Origin of the sequence: Pedobacter sp. (genome assembly GCF_965249885.1) — a bacterium.
Lineage (GTDB): Bacteria > Bacteroidota > Bacteroidia > Sphingobacteriales > Sphingobacteriaceae > Pedobacter.
Genome location: NZ_OZ252254.1, coordinates 3,687,745 through 3,702,291, shown reverse-complemented (window position 1 = coordinate 3,702,291; position 14,547 = coordinate 3,687,745). Strand labels below are relative to the sequence as shown.

The window sequence follows — 14,547 nt, the reverse complement described above, 5'->3', positions numbered from 1 at the left end:
ATTATATTTGTATTAAATCATACATAAAATTGAATAATAGAGAACTAATAGAACAAATCGATACCAGATCTTTGGTAGAGAAGGTAGAAGGTAACCTTGTAAAGTTACTACAGGAGAAAAAGCTTAAAGTTGGCGACCCTATACCAAAGGAATTGGAACTAGCTGACATTTTAGGTGTAAGTAGAACTGTGATTAGGGAGGCATTGGTACGCTTAAGGGTGATGGGCTTAATAGAGACCAAGAAGAAAAAAGGTACTGTGATCACCAGCCCTGATGTTTTGAGTATTCTCGAGAAAAGCTTAAATCCACATATACTTAATGAAGAAACGCTTAGAGAGATGTTTGAATTGAGGCTGGCCTTGGAAATTGGTATGGCCGATTTTATTTTTAGTAAAGTAACTGCCGAAGACATTGCAGAGCTTAGAAAAATTATTGAAAGCGAACCTGAACATACTGACGATTTCGCTTTCCATGCGGAGCAGGAAATAGCATTTCATGGTAAGTTATATGAGATTACTGGAAACTCTACCATGAAGAAGTTTCAAAAGATGTTACTTCCTATCTTCGAATATGTACATAATAGCGGCCTGCTTAATAAAACCAGCCCAGTTAAAAAATTTGTATCTCATAAGGGAATTGTAGATGTGATAGAAAATGGTTCGCCCGAGCTTTTAAGAAATGCGATGCGAAATCATTTGGAAAACCATTTTCAACGGTTGTCTGGCACAGTTTAGTTCTAAAGAAAGATATCTTTTTAGTCCTTTTATAAAAAAATCAATCTCTAGTAGAGATTGATTTTTTTAATTTTCTGATGTGAGAATACCGGATGTCTTCTCCCGATACCTGCGGTCCGCCTTTTCGGAATGGTGTCCCACAAGTATAGGCTGGCCCATCGGGATTTGGCGAGCCATTTCCATCGCCGAACCGTACAGCGAATCTGCTTCCTGCCCATTTTTCTGGGCCCTTTTCCTTGCACTGTCTATGCGCTTTTGCCTGCGCTCTTCAAAATCATGTTTCATCATTAAATGCGCCCTTTGTACGGTTGCGCCTCCGCTCTAGCTTTAAAATCTTCCCCTATCGGGACATGGGTTCACCCCGACCATCTGTCTGCTCTCACGGTGTATCACCATCCCGCAACGTTCACATCGGCAGAATTCAGCGCCAAGCGGACTGATCAGATCGCCCTTTGGGCTACAGGCCATAAAACCTTCGGCCTTCTCAAAATTGCCGAAGGCACATACCCAATAGTCGAAATGTTCGTGATACTTCATCTCCTACGGCTCCTGTGGCACAAAACTGCTGTTTTCCATCACCGTCAAATTAACCTTTGCAAATAACCCTGTTCCCTGATGTTCTTCAACCAGATACCGGCAAACTCCACCTGTCCATGCTGCAGCTCATCATCACACCTTTTCATCACCCCATGATCGAACACGATGCTCTGCTCATAGAAAACAAGGTTTGCCTGTGCAAAATAATAGGGCGTCACCTGTACCTGTTCATAGCCAGGTTTTTCGGATGTCCTGGCATCCACTACCACAAAGCACATCTCGGGATCCTGCATCAGGTCACCGTTCAATTCATAATAATGGCACAGGCTGTATAGGGAGGCTTCCTCACCATAGGCATCATCCATCCTTTCAATGGTCAGGGCCATATAAGGTTCGTTCTCTATTTTCAGATGCTGTTCACCTTTCATCGAGGCCATCAGCAGGCAGAATATTTCTGTACTTTTTAGATCCAATGTTTTCATATCGTTGCGCCCTTTGGACGGTTGCACCTCCGCTTTAGATTAACATTTAACGGGATAGCCAGGGGCGTGCACGTTTTCCACCGATAACCTCGCTCCCATACTTTGCCCTTATCTCATCCAATGATTTTTTGCCACCCCGCGACACCTTGTAATCGGCGGTACGGAAGTACCAGGCCAGTTTCCTGCCGGCAAAGAAATAGCCCGCCGCCTTCAGCTCTGCCCTCAACGGCTTGGTGTTGCCCCTCACCCAGATCCACCAACCAACTACCTCGATGGTAATCCCATCCAGATGCACGATTGCCTCTAGGGCACTTCGGTACACTTCCGAAGACAAAATCTGGTGTTCAGTCTCCTCTTCACTTAGGCCTTCACCCCGGATCACCCTGGCACTTGCAAAGGCATACTCCCTGTTGATCTCCTGCATGGTCAGCGTATCGCCCCCAAGGTCGGGATGATGCTGTTTTGCCAACTTTTTATACAAAGCCTTGACCTGGTCAAGGCTTGTACACTCATTGAACCACTTCATACCGGCATCACCTTTGGGAAACTGTACATTTCAGCGAACTCATTCAGCTGCCTGTAAAAGGCATCGGGATTGTCGTCCCTAAACTCGGCACCATAACCAGGTGTATATAAACCATCCAAAAACTCGATAAATACCTCTTCCATCTCGATAAAATTTTAAATTGAAAAATCGCCTCCCGACCGCTCGGGAGGCATTAAAGATTAAAGGTTCAGTGAAATCTGTGCTTCCACTTCTGCCAGCTTCTCGATGCAGAGGCTTTTGATATTGCCCGCCACCACATTGATGATAAAGGGATTTTTCGTACTGAAATCATTGCCCACATCATCCCTGATGGTCAGCTCACAGCGCTGGAAATGGTTCAGGTTGGTCTCCTCGGCCTCATCCAGCTGTTTGACCTCAAAGCTGTCCAGGTTATCAATGGTCAAGATCAGCTTGTCGCGCTGGTGGGAAAGCCTGCCCAGTTCCTTGATCTTTTTGAGCGTCTGCTCCAGGTTTGCCGCAGGCTGGTTGCCTGCCAACTGTGACCTGAGCTCCTTTTTGGTGGCCTCGGTAGCTGTAGGACCAGCAGGTGCTGGTGTCTTTCCCTCTTCCGACTTTTTGGAATCCACATTTACGGGATTTCCCGCCACATACTTTGGCGCCTTGTCCGTCCCAGCTGCATTCACATTTGGTTTTCCGTTCTCTTTAACTTCGTTTCCCATGACTAAAAAAAATTAAGTGAAAACCGCCGTACTACATTTCTGGCGGAAGCCCTTTCCTGCTTTTTGATAGTCACCCCCAACTGAAGGAAGCGGCAACGGACAAGACTTTGCCAAAAAAAAATACGACCCGAGCAAAGCGAGGCGTGGAGATTTTTTTTGAGCAAACCGCAAGGAAAGTCTTGTCCCGGCAGACGGTTACTTCAGATTTTTGTGCGCAAAAAGTTTGGAAAATCTCCCTATCCACGCCCAGAAACCTTCGAAGGAGAAAAAAGAAAAAGTTAAAAAATCAGCTATAGACAAAGGGCCGATCGTCATCGGGATTACGGATGATATACCGTCTTCAGCTCCGGGCGGGGGCAGTCGTAGATACGGCGTGCCAGTTTCATTGCCGCAAGGAATAAGTCCCTAAATTTGAAATGGAATTTATTTTTTGTAGATTTAGGTATGGAAAAGCAACATATCCTCTTAAAAAATGTAGACTTTCGCAAGGTTAGAGATTTTGTCATCCCTTCTGGCTTCAATTACCGTGTCGAGCTTGGAGCCTGGACCGATACTTCAAACGGTAATCTGCTTTTCGAACACCCGGAATTTAGCGGAGTGGCATCCAAGAAAAAGGATATAGAGATCGGCGAAGACCAAAAATAATGGAACATATTCTGCTCAGAGGTTCAAGTAACCGAAAAATCATTTTCCCTGTCCCCTCCATCTCGTTTTATTATGATGAAATAAATGGTTATTGGCTTTCTAGGGAAAATGGTAATCTACTAGTTTTCGATGCAACATTTCCTGGAATTGGAAGCAAAAAAAGAGATTTAGAAACTGGTGAAGATCAAAAATAAGAATGAAACATATATTATTAACTTCAGCCTCAAGCCTTGAACAAAGGGCACTTATCAATCCTCCAGAGCAATTCAGCTATTGCGACCTTGAAGGATATTGGAAAAATGGTAATGGAGAACTACTGGTCGAAGGCAAAGAGTTTGCTGGTGTAGGTTCAAAGAAATTTGATGTTGAAACAGGAGAAGACAAAAAATATAAATAGATGCGCTCCACTCCAAAGATCCTGATCATATCCAACAAATACGACTTTTCTACCGACCTGATCACCGCCAGACTACATTCGCAGAATGAAAGCTACCTCAGGCTTAATCGTGACCAGCTTGGAGAATACAAAATAAATTTCGATCCAGTTGCTCCAAGCCTAAGGGTACAAATTGGCAATAAAGAGTTTCTTTTCACCGAAGAGAGCCTTAAAAGTATCTATTTCCGTGCACCAACATTCCTGCGCGAAATATTTAAAGACAGCTATACCGAACAGGAGCAGCTTTTCATCACGCAATGGGCCGCCTTTATCCGTGCACTGATCGTATTTGAAAATGTAAAATGGGTCAATCATCCTGCCGACACCTACAAAGCTGAAATTAAGGCTTTCCAGCTAAAATATGCTTTCAAACATGGATTTAAAGTTCCGAATTCCAACATCACAAATTACACTTCAAAAAGCACTGGGCTTTTAGCAATCAAGTCCATCGATGCGGCCATCATAAGCAAGGGGGATAGCGAGGCATTTGTCTACACAAACATCGTGGAAGGGGCAGAACTAGAAGATTGTACTTATGACTCTCCGTTTTTTATCCAACAGGCCTTAACGCCAAAAACAGATCTCCGGATCACCGTTATTGGCAAGAAACTGGTTGCCATAGCTATAAAAAGCGAAAATCCCATCGCCGATGACTGGCGGAAACATGACGGCAAGATTATTTATGAAATCGTCCAACTTCCCTTAGAAATCGAGAATAAATGTTTTGATTTCTGTCGTAGCCTAAATCTTGTTTTCGGAGCGATCGATCTGGTCATACATGATTCCGATTATTACTTTATCGAAGTAAATCCAACGGGCGAATGGTCTTGGCTCCAGAAAAATACAGGTATCGAATTTGATAAAATGATAGTTAAAGTTTTAGTCGATGAAAATCTGGGGCAATAATTTCTTAAGCCAACAGGTACTGCCTGGGCTATACTCAAACTGGGTAGCTAAAAAGTTTATTACCCCAAGGATAGCAGCACTAAAAAAAGTTTCGGATTTTGACCACCCCAAAAAGGAAATTGAAAACTTTACCACTCAGTTGCTTAACGACCTACAGAACCAATTGGACAGGAAAAAAGGGCTGGAAGACAAAATCAAATCGATATTATTTGTCGTTTCGGTTTCCATCACTGCCGTCACCTTCTGCCTAAAAGATGTGAATTCATCTTCGGGTAGCTTGATCGACATCTGTGTATTGGCCTGCCTAGGATTAAGCATCTGTTACTTCGTAGGTGCGGCTGTTCTAGCACTGAAGGCATTGGTTCCTATCGAATTTCACGATTCCACCTCTGAAATTACATTTGATGATGAAACCAATAAAATAAAACTATCAGTTCCAAAGCCACAAAACGACATCAAAGAACTTTTAAGGGCAAAACTGTTGAACGACGCCATCAACCTAAAGGTCCAGAACAGGACCAATGCTGTGCTGGTACTTGTACGCAACGGAATAATCCTTTTTGCAGCTTTCTTTCTGACCGCACTTATCGAAAAACAGATGACGCAAGACCCGATCAAAAAGGACAAAAATTCGGTCGGAAAAGAGATCAAATTAAACAGAAGTCAAGGCCAAAACATCAAACTTGACACTTCGGTTAACAAAAAATCCAAGTCCGAGCAATCAGCCAAGAGAGACTCGATCACAATCCAGCACAAAGATTCAACTGGCCTAGTAAAGAAATAAAAAAGGCGGACAACATGACCGCTTTTTTACCTTAGTTCCTTTGGCACATTAAAGACATCCAACAACAGGCCCGATACGCTCGGAAAGATCTTTTCGAACATCTCCCGGTTATGCTCGGGAATATCCTCCATATCTGTGGCCAACAGATAGATGACCAGTTCGGGTACCCCGAAATAATCACAGATCTTCTTCAGACTACCACTGTTAGGTTTCTTCGCACCCGATTCGATCTGCGATAGCGAAGTCTGGGTCATCCCCACCCTTTCGGCCAGCTCAGATTGGTTCAGCGACTGTTGTTTTCTTAGTTTCTTAATGGCTCTGCCTATATTCATTTTTTAACCTCCGTGCCAACGCAGCAACTGCAACACCAGCGTTGCCCCCTGTACCACCATATCGGCGATTGTCTTCCAATCTGTATTGTTTTTATACTGCTGCTCGGCATCCGAAAGGATTTCCTGTGCCTCCACAATCAGCGCTTTTTGTTGTTTACTTAGTTTTTTAGGTTTATGCTGCAATTCCTCCAACTTGGAGCGCAACTCTACGATATACTTGATGTTCATGATATTGTTTTAATGGTAAATAACCTGCTCGAGCGTTGTCTTGAAAGTTATTTACAGTATCATGTTCATCATCCAAATTCTTAAAGAGCATCCTTACGATCGCACGGAAACATGCCCTTTTGTCCCTGACCAGGCCTTCAAGCTTGCGCTCTTCTTGGCCAATCTGCCTTGAGATAGATCTTAACCTTTTACTGAGATGGGAATAAAGTGCTGCCACTAAGCCCAGAACATCCAGGAAGGTCAGTCTTTGTATCTCCAAAACAGTGCGTTGTTCTGATAACGGAATGTCAACAATGCTGTAGAAACCCTTATCCCAATCCCAAACTACCTTTTTCGTAACAGGCCCTGTGTACCTATTCAGATACTCCCATAGCTTACCAGTAAGCGCTGTAGCATCTATCCATTCCGTGCCTTCGCTGTAAGTTATTTTTTGTCCGGACTTAAAGCTATCCACAAAGATGTTTTCCCACTCCAACAGCGTTGACTCTTGGAACTTTTTCAGTCCATCGATCTTAGATTTAGAGAAAAGAGAATTGCTCATCGACACACAATTATTACCCAAAGTTAATAAAAACAAAAATTAACTACAAATTTATTTCTTTAAACAAATACCAGAAACCAACAAGCAGCCGCCTGATGCTATCAAAGATAGTTGGCAGCAATAGGCTTCAGCGTTGTGACACTAACATGACGGCCATTCAAGACATTCTACATAACTTTATATTGAGAGCGTTAATTTAGATGATGGGGATATGGCTTCGGCTGTATCTCCATTTCTTTTTTTCATCACCCAAACATTTTCCGATATCGCACAAAAAAAGGCCACCGAAAAATCGGTGGCCCCTATAGTTCCCAAATTACTTTTAAAATTATTTGCTTTCCTTATTCTTCAGCTCGGTAACCTCGTTACGTCCAGCAGAAGCCAAGTACTTGATTTCCATGTACGCTTTTCTCAAACGTGTACCGGCAGCCTTGTTGCCCTTGGCATAAAAAGCAGTTGCATCCGCTTCGGTAGCAGCAACCAATTCTTTCAATTTTTCAAATGAGTTCATATAATCCTAATTTTAAGGTTCGAAAATAAAAATCTATCTACAAAAACACAAACAGAAAACTACACGGACATGCCCTGCGACTGTCCCTTGCCCGCCTTTTTCTCCTGTCCCTGTGATTTACCCTTTCCCGTAGCTAAGATCGGCTGTTTTTGGAACTGCTCGCGCTTTTCCATCTTGCCGTCGGCCCTATAGAAATTAAAGTTGCCATACCTCGGCATCGCCTCGATGCGCAGCTGCTGCTCGGTCCCTTCGGCATCCTTCACCGTCACCAATGGCCTATGGCCATCCTTCAGCTGGGCAATGATCTCCGCCTCCTTTTTCGGATCGGCCAGTTCCTTGATGTTGTAACTTCCCAGTTCCTTGATCACATCCACACCATAGTTCTCCCCATATTGCTTGATCTTAAAGTTGCCATACTTATCCTTGGCCTCGTTGAACTCAAAGGTGTTCCAGGCCTTGTAGACCTCATTCGTACCACGGTTCACCAGGTCATCACGATAGATCGCACGCCCCTGCATCAAATTGATGCCCTGCTGTACGTTGATCCCCTTGCCCCTGTCCACATAAAAGGTATTGGTCCTGATCGTGCCATAATAGGCCAGCTTAAAATCCTTGTCCACATAATCCACCTTTACCGCATCACGCGTAGCGAGCGTAAACTTGTCGCCCGGCGTCTTGCCCACGGCAAGCTCCTTCACGCCCGGGGTCGCCTTGAAATACTCCATGGCCTCTGCCGCATTCACAAAGGACTTGTAAACCTGCTCCCCCTTTTCGTTCTTCTCGTTGGAGATCGCAAAATATTGCCTACCCGCCTCTAGTGGCTTGGCACTGGTCATCGAGATCTCATAGCGGTTCATGTAATAGAACTCACTGGAGCCCGACTGCTTGAAATGCAGCGTCAGGTCCATCTGCCCCCTATCGATCAGCACCGCTGCACGCAGCTCGAACAGCGGTCTTCCCCTGCCCATTTCCTTTTCCATGGCAGTAATCAGCTGCTCATCTACCTTCAGCGCACGCATCTCGGCCTGCAGGTTCTCCAAATTCATCTTGTTGATATTCATATTGCTTATTTTAGAAACCGGCCACTCGCCCAGTTTCGGTTCATAAATCTTTCTGATGGCATATTCCAACGGCACCTCCGACCAATAAAAATGTGGCTGGTACAGCAGGTCACGGTAAGCTGGTGTAGCAGAGAGTACCACCGCTTCGGCGGGCCTACCGCCCAGATACCTGCAAAGTAGCCCCTCGGCCACTGCCAAAATCATCCGCTGGTATTCCTCATTTCGCCCGGCATAACCGGCCCCGAAAGCGTCGATGCCAGCAATCGCCGACCAGTGCTTCTCTTCCATCCCCCCAGACCAGTCCAGCTTGGCAAATCGCTGTTCCAATTCGGCACTATCGATGTTATTGTTCACAAAATGCTCAAAGCCGCCCGCCTCCCTAGGCGAGCGCAAATAATAATGGTGCCAGAGCAGGTACTTCCCGTCCTCCTGATAGATATCCAGTTCCACGTTCAGCCGCTGCTCCTGCGTTCCCACGGGAACATCAAAGGTCAGCACGCCATGGTCCTGGCCATTGGCCAAAAGCCCGCCCAGTTTTTCCTCCAGGCCATCGATCTCTAGGCCAGCAGCACCGATCCGCTGCACCATTTCCCCCAGGCTATGCCACATCCCATTAGTGCTTTTCAAGCCTCAACAGTACCTGATAACCATTCTTCAACGGCTGGCGAATGCGCTTCAGCTTTTTGGAAAGCAGCCCCCTTGCCGCATCGATACCGGCCCCGGCCAATTGGGTGGTCAAATCCATCCCCATCATCCCAAAGCTGCCCATCGCGTCAACCCCGCCACCACGGACGGCATCGGACAGCAGCGCCTCGGGAGCATTGATTCCCACCATCGCATCTTTCCTATCAAATACCGTCAGGCGAACGGGAATGATCGAATTGCCCACGCGGATATTGCGTATCTCCAAATTCAGCCGCTGGTTGGAAAAACTCCCCAACCCGTACAAGTTATAGCCCCTTGGAATCAGGTAGCCCCCGATCATCACCGTGTCCAAAAGCTTCAGTTTCACCACCGAGCCCTGCACGGCCTTCTGGTTGCCATCGATGACCGCGGGAATAGCACCGAACACACTATCGATACTGGCCCCATCACCCACAGCAGACTTATACTTCAACCTGGCCAGCTCAGGGTCCCCAATCTCCTGGATACGCTCCAGTATTGAAGACAACTGCTTCATCTCGGCATCTTCACCACTGCTTCCATTCTGCATACCCTGCATCAGCCGCTCCAGTTTTTCCACTTCGGCACCACTTCCATCCCTGAGCGCACGACGACCACTAGCAGGTGGGTTCTGCTCACCCCTGGCCATCTCTGCATTTAGCATGGACAGCCGCTCATTGATTGCAGCTACCTTTGGATCTTCCTCTAGTGCCGAAAAGCCCAGCCTCTCTGCCACCACATCCATACCCGAGAGCGAGCTGTCGGCACCCGATTTTTGCGCCCGGTCATAGACCGACATCTTGCCCTCGAGCGTATCGGCGTTAAACCTGGCCTCTGGCAGAGAGACCTTCAGTCCCGAACCCATCACTATCTTTTCCACTGCCACCTTTCTACCACCACCCAGGGCATAGAATGCCCCTGCCAGCATCGGCAGCACCAGTAGAGGCAATAGCAGCAATACCTGCCTTGTTTCCATTCTCTTTCTTTTCATCCTTTTTGTTTTTTATGGTTCAACCTTCAATTAATTAAATGCGTTCCAAACCAGATAGGCGCAATAGCTCCCAAATCCCGTGCAGCCCAGCACCAGTAAAAAAATCCAAGTACTGCGGCCAAAACCAGCCGTCAGCCTGTTCAGCCTGTCAGAAACCCTGCGCTGCAGGGTACATATCCGATCAGCCATGCGCACAGCAAAAGCCTCCTGTCCCCTGCTCAACTCTTCCTTTTTAGCCTTTCCGAACAACCTCATGGCAGTTCCCCCTTCTCTGTAACATCCTCATTGGAGACCGTCTCCCATTTCTGTATCAATAGTCCATGGGGATTATTGTCCGAGCTGCCCACCTGGCGCAGTTCCCCCTGGGTCACCAGCTTTCGCGTGGCAGAGGAACTGGACCTGATCAGCTTCTGGGTGGCATAGCACCTAAAGCGGTAGGGATGCTCGGAGATATCCAGTTGAATACTGTCCACCTCGATCTTTTGGGAGACATTGGCCGAGATCAGGTTATTATAGAAACCCTGTTCCTTCAAACTCTCATAGTTCCGCCTTGCCGTTTCATCTGCCAGATTCAAGGCCCTAGCGACATTAGCCCTAATTACCTTGTCATCCGGGTCAAGGGTAAAGAACCAATGATGAAAGGTTTTGATATGGTCACGGGCCTCCACGGCCACATTGTCCCTGCGCAGTCCGGCCACCGCCTCCAATACCTTTCCACTGGAAAGGATATAGATCGTCCCCTGTACCTTGCGTACCATGCGATAGCTCATGTAGACCGAAAATCCAGAGACCAGAACGCAGGCCGTGATCAGAAAAAGGCTAAAGCGCTTGATGTGCTGGAAGGCCGTATCGATATTCTTCAATTGTGATAGCATCTTATTTCCCTCCCTGAATTTTATCCTTGAAATAATCATTGCCCGAGGCCTCTGCCATGCCGTGCCCAGTCATGCGCTTGGCATCGCCAAAACGGTCGTAGGCCATGCCCATCCCCGATTTGAGCGCACCCATACCAGAACTGCCACCGGCAGCCACCAGCGTGTTCACCTTCTGCAGGATCGCATTGCCGCCCCCGGCATGGACGATATAATTGGCCACGTTCGGCACGGTAAAATAGCCCACGATACCAATGCACAGAAACACGAGGTACGCAAAATCCGAGGGCGAAAAGAAGGTATCCCCCGCCTGGCCGATCTGGGAGATATCGATGCGCAACATCTGTTCCTGTATCTTGCCCAGGATGCTACCGAAGATATTGGCCACCGGCAGCCACATGAAAATGTTCACGTAGCGGGCTAGCCAGACCGTCAGCGTATGCTGGAAACCATCATAGACCGCAAAACCGAACACCAGCGGTCCCAAAATAGCTAGTACGATCAGATAGAAGGTCCTAATGGTATTGATGCAGAGCGTTGCCGCGGCAAACAGCACCTGTAAGATCTCCGACATCCATTGCTTGATCGAGTTCTTGAAATTATAGAAATTCCTATCCATCCAGAACCTCATGCTATTGCCGATGCCCTCGAACATGCCCTCCTTTTCCCTTCCCGGGTCCTCGGGATGGGTATATTTATACCACTTGTCCTCATTTCCGGAGCCCGTCTCCCCCACGTACATCTGCCAGTGGGCCGAGCGCTTGATCGCCGCCTCCTTCTGCTTGAGCAATGCCTCGATTGCCCTATTGCTATTTTTCACCATCCCTCCGGTAGCCGATGAAACCGGCTCTAGTATCCCGTTCATCACGCTGATCACCATCGGAAAGAGCAGGATGGCCAGCCCCAATCCAAAGGGCCGCAACAACGGATAGAAATCCACCGGCTCGGCAGCAGCAAGGTGCTTCCACACCCGACTGGCAATATACCATAGCGCCCCAAAGCCCGCTAGCCCACGGGCCGCCCCGATCAGTCCCGAGCACAGCGGCATCATCTCCGCATACACCCGTTCCAAAACGGGCTGCAACCCAGCAATACTGCCCGAAAGCCAGCTCTGGGCGTATAACAATTGGGGCAAAAGCAGCCCTGCGGCCACCAGTACGGCGGCCAAAAAAATCCTCTTCATAAAAATCTTACCTTTCTTTTTTATTGCTCCCTGAACATCTCCCGGACAGATCTCATCTCCGCCCCGGCTTTAGACCGCTGCAGTTCGAGCAGCCCCACGTCCCGGTTAAAGGCACGCAGGAATAACAGCTTATCGGACATATCGGCATGGATACGGTCGATGGCCGAAAGCCGCTCACTATCATCCATGCGCAGCTTGGAGGAGGTCACCACCATCAACAGCCTGTCCAAATTCTGCAAACTCCCTTTGTTCAGCCTGCCATAGACCCTTTTCAGATAGTCCCTGTCCGAAGACGAAAATACCTCGGCCACCGAAAACCTTTTTAGGGCAGATTTATAGCCCGAAAGGATATCCACCTGAAAGCGCAGGATCTCTGCCACCTTATGGTATTTCCGCACCTCGGGAGAGACCACCATCAGCCCGTCCAAAAACACCTCGTGTAGGCTGAAATTGCCCTGGGCAATGTTCTTCACCGTATTATATCCGCCGCTTAATATGGTATAGCCACGCTTCATATCCGATAGGATATTTTTCAATTGGCTCAATTTTTCAACATTGAGCATCAGCTGTTGTACCTCGGCACTCTGCGCACTAGCTACAATACTCAAAGCACAGCTAAAAAGTACAGCCAATACACTTACATATAATCTAATCCTTGCCATAAAAACCTCCCAAAGCTTTTAAAGATTTCCCTTCCATTTCCATTTGCTTCAACAGTCCAACAACCTGCCCCGAAAAGCGCTGGGCAAATCCGTGACGCTCGAGCGTCCTCTCGTAGATCCCGTTCAACCTTGCGATCCGCTGGTCATCGGTCATTTCCACCCTGCCAGAAGTAACCACTAGCAGCAGTTCCTCTAGGTCAGCAAGACCATTGGATACCACAGCGGATTTCACTTCCAGCAGGTAGTCCAGATGGTCCACCGAAAGCCCCTCCATCTCCAACAGCCCCTTAAAGGAGCGTAGCACAGACAATTCCAACACCATGATCTCTGCCAACCTAACGTCACCACCAATAACAGGTGACACCTTTTTTAGTCCAGAAATGAACAGTTCGTGCAGTTTGAACTCACCATCGGTGATGTCGCGCACCAGTCCCAAACCGTCCCTAGCAATCCCGTAGCCCTTTTTCACATAGCCCGTATAGACCTTTAGCGCAGCAATCTGCTCGAGCAGGTATTTCTTCTGCGTATGTTTTTGTCGGAACCACTCGCTGAACGTTTGGGCCTGAACTGTAATAGTGGCACAACCAAACACCAAACCAACCAAAAAACCAATAGCCCTCTTACTTGATCTCATACACCTGTTTTAAAGTCTTCACCTCCAGTTCCGATTTGGCCCTTTCGATAGAAAGTCCAATATTCTGCTGGCCAAATTGGCGCAGCTCGTTATAGTTCTGCTCCATCGCCCCTGCGGCAGCATCGATCAGCTCCAAACGGGCCGCATCGCTCATTTGCGTTTTAAACGAATTCACCACCACAAAGAGCTGGTCCAGGTTCTTGATGCTCTGCTCCAACATCCCGCCATAGACCTCTTCGATCTGCGAGAGCTCCGACGCAGAGAAATGGCTGTCCCTGCGGAATTTCCCAATGGCCCATTTATATTCCGATAGGATATCACCCTGCACGCTGGCCATCTCACGGATACGCTGGTAGCTTGCAATTACCGACTTTACCTTGCGCAGTTCCTCATAATAGCCCGCATACAGCTTGCGCTGACGTTCTGTCCAATCGGAAATCTCCCCCAGCTTGAACTTTGAGAGCTGGTTCTCCACCACCTTCTGGGCATTCTGCAGCCATATAGTCTTGTTCTGCAGCCGCTGCACCTTCAGGTCCACCGCTCTGATCACCTTTTTGACCCCGGCCTTGATGACCTCCGCCACGGCCAACTGGGCGCTGGCCCCATCGGGCATCGAAAATAGGATCAGTGCCGCGCTCAGCGGCAGCACGACCCTGTATGTTCTCAATATACTCATACCTCCCTTTCTTAATTATTTATCCATACCCTAGGGCAAACGTTTATACATGGCATTTTCCAGGCGCAGCCCATCTCTCTCCAACCACAACTGACGCCCCTTGCTACGCTCCAACAGCAACCCTTTCTCTACATCCAGCTCCATGTTCCAGATTTCCCTGTCGATAATGGGCTGAGCTTTTTTGCCCTGTCCATCGATCAGGATAATTCCCGTACTGCGGCGCAGCACATACCTCCCCTCATCCGTCTTTTCTATACGCAGCGTATCACAGGCCTCGCTGAACTCCGAACTTGCCGAATGCACAAAAACCCCCTCAAAGCTGGGCTGGAGCTCAGCTCGACAGCCCGTAAAAAACAACACCATTAAAAGCAACATTCCAATACAAAGCCCCACACTATCCATCCAAATAGGCTTCTTCAACATCATTGATCTTTCCATTTTC

General features: G+C 47.6%; 24 protein-coding genes. 6 read left to right on the top strand and 18 right to left on the bottom strand.

The genetic code is table 11. The annotated features are described in order from the left end of the window. Window positions 1–29 precede the first annotated feature (29 nt). A complete protein-coding gene (locus ACY2A0_RS15765; RefSeq protein ID WP_461791677.1) occupies window positions 30–734 on the top strand; it encodes a FadR/GntR family transcriptional regulator in 705 nt (234 codons plus the stop codon). Window positions 735–800: 66 nt separating this feature from the next. Here the strand turns inward: ACY2A0_RS15765 and ACY2A0_RS15760 are convergent, their stop codons facing one another. The 5 genes from ACY2A0_RS15760 to ACY2A0_RS15740 form a co-directional block, all read right to left on the bottom strand. Then, entirely contained in the window at window positions 801–1,022 is a 222-nt protein-coding gene (locus ACY2A0_RS15760; RefSeq protein ID WP_461791676.1) for a DUF3560 domain-containing protein, read from the bottom strand. Between the two features lie 293 nt (window positions 1,023–1,315). Continuing rightward, a complete protein-coding gene (locus ACY2A0_RS15755) occupies window positions 1,316–1,753 on the bottom strand; it encodes a DUF6908 domain-containing protein (protein WP_461791675.1) in 438 nt (145 codons plus the stop codon). Window positions 1,754–1,799: 46 nt separating this feature from the next. Then, window positions 1,800–2,279, bottom strand: coding sequence for a J domain-containing protein (locus ACY2A0_RS15750; protein WP_461791674.1), 480 nt, complete (start codon window positions 2,277–2,279; stop codon window positions 1,800–1,802). After that, window positions 2,276–2,422 (bottom strand): hypothetical protein, encoded by a 147-nt coding sequence (locus ACY2A0_RS15745; RefSeq protein ID WP_461791673.1) that lies wholly within the window; start codon window positions 2,420–2,422, stop codon window positions 2,276–2,278. Before ACY2A0_RS15745 ends, ACY2A0_RS15750 begins: the two co-directional genes overlap by 4 nt. A gap of 57 nt (window positions 2,423–2,479) precedes the next feature. After that, window positions 2,480–2,980 carry a hypothetical protein gene (locus ACY2A0_RS15740; protein ID WP_461791672.1) on the bottom strand — a complete coding sequence of 167 codons (501 nt, stop codon included), beginning with the start codon at window positions 2,978–2,980 and terminating at the stop codon, window positions 2,480–2,482. 411 nt (window positions 2,981–3,391) lie between these two features. On the opposite strand from ACY2A0_RS15740, the gene ACY2A0_RS15735 reads away from it, so the two are divergent. From ACY2A0_RS15735 to ACY2A0_RS15715, 5 genes are read left to right on the top strand one after another with little or no spacing between them, the layout of a single operon-like run. Beyond that, window positions 3,392–3,625 carry a hypothetical protein gene (locus ACY2A0_RS15735; RefSeq protein WP_461791671.1) on the top strand — a complete coding sequence of 78 codons (234 nt, stop codon included), beginning with the start codon at window positions 3,392–3,394 and terminating at the stop codon, window positions 3,623–3,625. Beyond that, entirely contained in the window at window positions 3,625–3,819 is a 195-nt protein-coding gene (locus tag ACY2A0_RS15730) for a hypothetical protein (protein ID WP_461791670.1), read from the top strand. Before ACY2A0_RS15735 ends, ACY2A0_RS15730 begins: the two co-directional genes overlap by 1 nt. Before the next feature lie 2 nt (window positions 3,820–3,821). Further along, window positions 3,822–4,022 (top strand): hypothetical protein, encoded by a 201-nt coding sequence (locus ACY2A0_RS15725; protein ID WP_461791669.1) that lies wholly within the window; start codon window positions 3,822–3,824, stop codon window positions 4,020–4,022. Continuing rightward, entirely contained in the window at window positions 4,023–4,967 is a 945-nt protein-coding gene (locus tag ACY2A0_RS15720; RefSeq protein ID WP_461791668.1) for a hypothetical protein, read from the top strand. Beyond that, a complete protein-coding gene (locus ACY2A0_RS15715; RefSeq protein ID WP_461791667.1) occupies window positions 4,948–5,751 on the top strand; it encodes a hypothetical protein in 804 nt (267 codons plus the stop codon). The genes ACY2A0_RS15720 and ACY2A0_RS15715 overlap by 20 nt, the downstream gene beginning before the upstream one ends. 26 nt (window positions 5,752–5,777) lie before the next feature. Here the strand turns inward: ACY2A0_RS15715 and ACY2A0_RS15710 are convergent, their stop codons facing one another. The 13 genes from ACY2A0_RS15710 to ACY2A0_RS15650 all read right to left on the bottom strand — a co-directional run bounded on the left by ACY2A0_RS15710 (window position 5,778) and on the right by ACY2A0_RS15650 (window position 14,543). Then, window positions 5,778–6,083 (bottom strand): helix-turn-helix domain-containing protein, encoded by a 306-nt coding sequence (locus ACY2A0_RS15710; RefSeq protein ID WP_461791666.1) that lies wholly within the window; start codon window positions 6,081–6,083, stop codon window positions 5,778–5,780. A 3-nt stretch (window positions 6,084–6,086) separates the two neighbouring features. Next, window positions 6,087–6,311: a hypothetical protein gene (locus ACY2A0_RS15705; protein ID WP_461791665.1), complete on the bottom strand. Its 225-nt coding sequence runs from the start codon at window positions 6,309–6,311 to the stop codon at window positions 6,087–6,089. Then, the gene (locus ACY2A0_RS15700; RefSeq protein ID WP_461791664.1) at window positions 6,256–6,852 is read right to left on the bottom strand and encodes a hypothetical protein; all 597 of its coding nucleotides are present in this window, start codon (window positions 6,850–6,852) and stop codon (window positions 6,256–6,258) included. Before ACY2A0_RS15700 ends, ACY2A0_RS15705 begins: the two co-directional genes overlap by 56 nt. A 328-nt stretch (window positions 6,853–7,180) precedes the next feature. Further along, on the bottom strand, window positions 7,181–7,363 hold the full coding sequence (locus tag ACY2A0_RS15695) for a histone H1 (protein ID WP_461791663.1): 183 nt from the start codon (window positions 7,361–7,363) through the stop codon (window positions 7,181–7,183). Between the two features lie 59 nt (window positions 7,364–7,422). Further along, window positions 7,423–9,012 carry a hypothetical protein gene (locus tag ACY2A0_RS15690; RefSeq protein ID WP_461791662.1) on the bottom strand — a complete coding sequence of 530 codons (1,590 nt, stop codon included), beginning with the start codon at window positions 9,010–9,012 and terminating at the stop codon, window positions 7,423–7,425. 25 nt (window positions 9,013–9,037) lie between these two features. After that, a complete protein-coding gene (gene traM / locus ACY2A0_RS15685; protein ID WP_461791661.1) occupies window positions 9,038–10,078 on the bottom strand; it encodes a conjugative transposon protein TraM in 1,041 nt (346 codons plus the stop codon). A 30-nt stretch (window positions 10,079–10,108) separates the two neighbouring features. Continuing rightward, complete coding sequence (locus ACY2A0_RS15680) at window positions 10,109–10,333, bottom strand: hypothetical protein (protein WP_461791660.1); 225 nt, start codon at window positions 10,331–10,333, stop codon at window positions 10,109–10,111. Beyond that, on the bottom strand, window positions 10,330–10,941 hold the full coding sequence (gene traK / locus ACY2A0_RS15675) for a conjugative transposon protein TraK (RefSeq protein ID WP_461791659.1): 612 nt from the start codon (window positions 10,939–10,941) through the stop codon (window positions 10,330–10,332). Before traK ends, ACY2A0_RS15680 begins: the two co-directional genes overlap by 4 nt. Before the next feature lie 13 nt (window positions 10,942–10,954). Further along, window positions 10,955–12,133 carry a conjugative transposon protein TraJ gene (traJ, locus tag ACY2A0_RS15670; protein ID WP_461791658.1) on the bottom strand — a complete coding sequence of 393 codons (1,179 nt, stop codon included), beginning with the start codon at window positions 12,131–12,133 and terminating at the stop codon, window positions 10,955–10,957. A gap of 20 nt (window positions 12,134–12,153) precedes the next feature. Next, a complete protein-coding gene (locus ACY2A0_RS15665) occupies window positions 12,154–12,795 on the bottom strand; it encodes a TerB family tellurite resistance protein (protein WP_461791657.1) in 642 nt (213 codons plus the stop codon). Next, window positions 12,782–13,429, bottom strand: coding sequence for a hypothetical protein (locus ACY2A0_RS15660; protein ID WP_461791656.1), 648 nt, complete (start codon window positions 13,427–13,429; stop codon window positions 12,782–12,784). Before ACY2A0_RS15660 ends, ACY2A0_RS15665 begins: the two co-directional genes overlap by 14 nt. Then, entirely contained in the window at window positions 13,416–14,105 is a 690-nt protein-coding gene (locus tag ACY2A0_RS15655; protein WP_461791655.1) for a conjugal transfer protein TraI, read from the bottom strand. Before ACY2A0_RS15655 ends, ACY2A0_RS15660 begins: the two co-directional genes overlap by 14 nt. A 30-nt stretch (window positions 14,106–14,135) precedes the next feature. Further along, on the bottom strand, window positions 14,136–14,543 hold the full coding sequence (locus ACY2A0_RS15650; RefSeq protein ID WP_461791654.1) for a hypothetical protein: 408 nt from the start codon (window positions 14,541–14,543) through the stop codon (window positions 14,136–14,138). Window positions 14,544–14,547 lie beyond the last annotated feature (4 nt).

Bases quoted from the DNA above. Each gene is read 5' to 3' on its own strand.
- ACY2A0_RS15760 (WP_461791676.1), bottom strand. From the start codon at position 1,022: ATGATGAAACATGATTTTGAAGAGCGCAGGCAAAAGCGCATAGACAGT.
- ACY2A0_RS15755 (WP_461791675.1), bottom strand. From the start codon at position 1,753: ATGAAAACATTGGATCTAAAAAGTACAGAAATATTCTGCCTGCTGATG.
- ACY2A0_RS15750 (WP_461791674.1), bottom strand. From the start codon at position 2,279: ATGAAGTGGTTCAATGAGTGTACAAGCCTTGACCAGGTCAAGGCTTTG.
- ACY2A0_RS15745 (WP_461791673.1), bottom strand. From the start codon at position 2,422: ATGGAAGAGGTATTTATCGAGTTTTTGGATGGTTTATATACACCTGGT.
- ACY2A0_RS15740 (WP_461791672.1), bottom strand. From the start codon at position 2,980: ATGGGAAACGAAGTTAAAGAGAACGGAAAACCAAATGTGAATGCAGCT.
- ACY2A0_RS15730 (WP_461791670.1), top strand. From the start codon at position 3,625: ATGGAACATATTCTGCTCAGAGGTTCAAGTAACCGAAAAATCATTTTC.
- ACY2A0_RS15725 (WP_461791669.1), top strand. From the start codon at position 3,822: ATGAAACATATATTATTAACTTCAGCCTCAAGCCTTGAACAAAGGGCA.
- ACY2A0_RS15720 (WP_461791668.1), top strand. From the start codon at position 4,023: ATGCGCTCCACTCCAAAGATCCTGATCATATCCAACAAATACGACTTT.
- ACY2A0_RS15715 (WP_461791667.1), top strand. From the start codon at position 4,948: ATGAAAATCTGGGGCAATAATTTCTTAAGCCAACAGGTACTGCCTGGG.
- ACY2A0_RS15710 (WP_461791666.1), bottom strand. From the start codon at position 6,083: ATGAATATAGGCAGAGCCATTAAGAAACTAAGAAAACAACAGTCGCTG.
- ACY2A0_RS15705 (WP_461791665.1), bottom strand. From the start codon at position 6,311: ATGAACATCAAGTATATCGTAGAGTTGCGCTCCAAGTTGGAGGAATTG.
- ACY2A0_RS15700 (WP_461791664.1), bottom strand. From the start codon at position 6,852: ATGAGCAATTCTCTTTTCTCTAAATCTAAGATCGATGGACTGAAAAAG.
- ACY2A0_RS15695 (WP_461791663.1), bottom strand. From the start codon at position 7,363: ATGAACTCATTTGAAAAATTGAAAGAATTGGTTGCTGCTACCGAAGCG.
- ACY2A0_RS15690 (WP_461791662.1), bottom strand. From the start codon at position 9,012: ATGGTGCAGCGGATCGGTGCTGCTGGCCTAGAGATCGATGGCCTGGAG.
- traM (WP_461791661.1), bottom strand. From the start codon at position 10,078: ATGAAAAGAAAGAGAATGGAAACAAGGCAGGTATTGCTGCTATTGCCT.
- ACY2A0_RS15680 (WP_461791660.1), bottom strand. From the start codon at position 10,333: ATGAGGTTGTTCGGAAAGGCTAAAAAGGAAGAGTTGAGCAGGGGACAG.
- traJ (WP_461791658.1), bottom strand. From the start codon at position 12,133: ATGAAGAGGATTTTTTTGGCCGCCGTACTGGTGGCCGCAGGGCTGCTT.
- ACY2A0_RS15665 (WP_461791657.1), bottom strand. From the start codon at position 12,795: ATGGCAAGGATTAGATTATATGTAAGTGTATTGGCTGTACTTTTTAGC.
- ACY2A0_RS15660 (WP_461791656.1), bottom strand. From the start codon at position 13,429: ATGAGATCAAGTAAGAGGGCTATTGGTTTTTTGGTTGGTTTGGTGTTT.
- ACY2A0_RS15655 (WP_461791655.1), bottom strand. From the start codon at position 14,105: ATGAGTATATTGAGAACATACAGGGTCGTGCTGCCGCTGAGCGCGGCA.
- ACY2A0_RS15650 (WP_461791654.1), bottom strand. From the start codon at position 14,543: ATGGAAAGATCAATGATGTTGAAGAAGCCTATTTGGATGGATAGTGTG.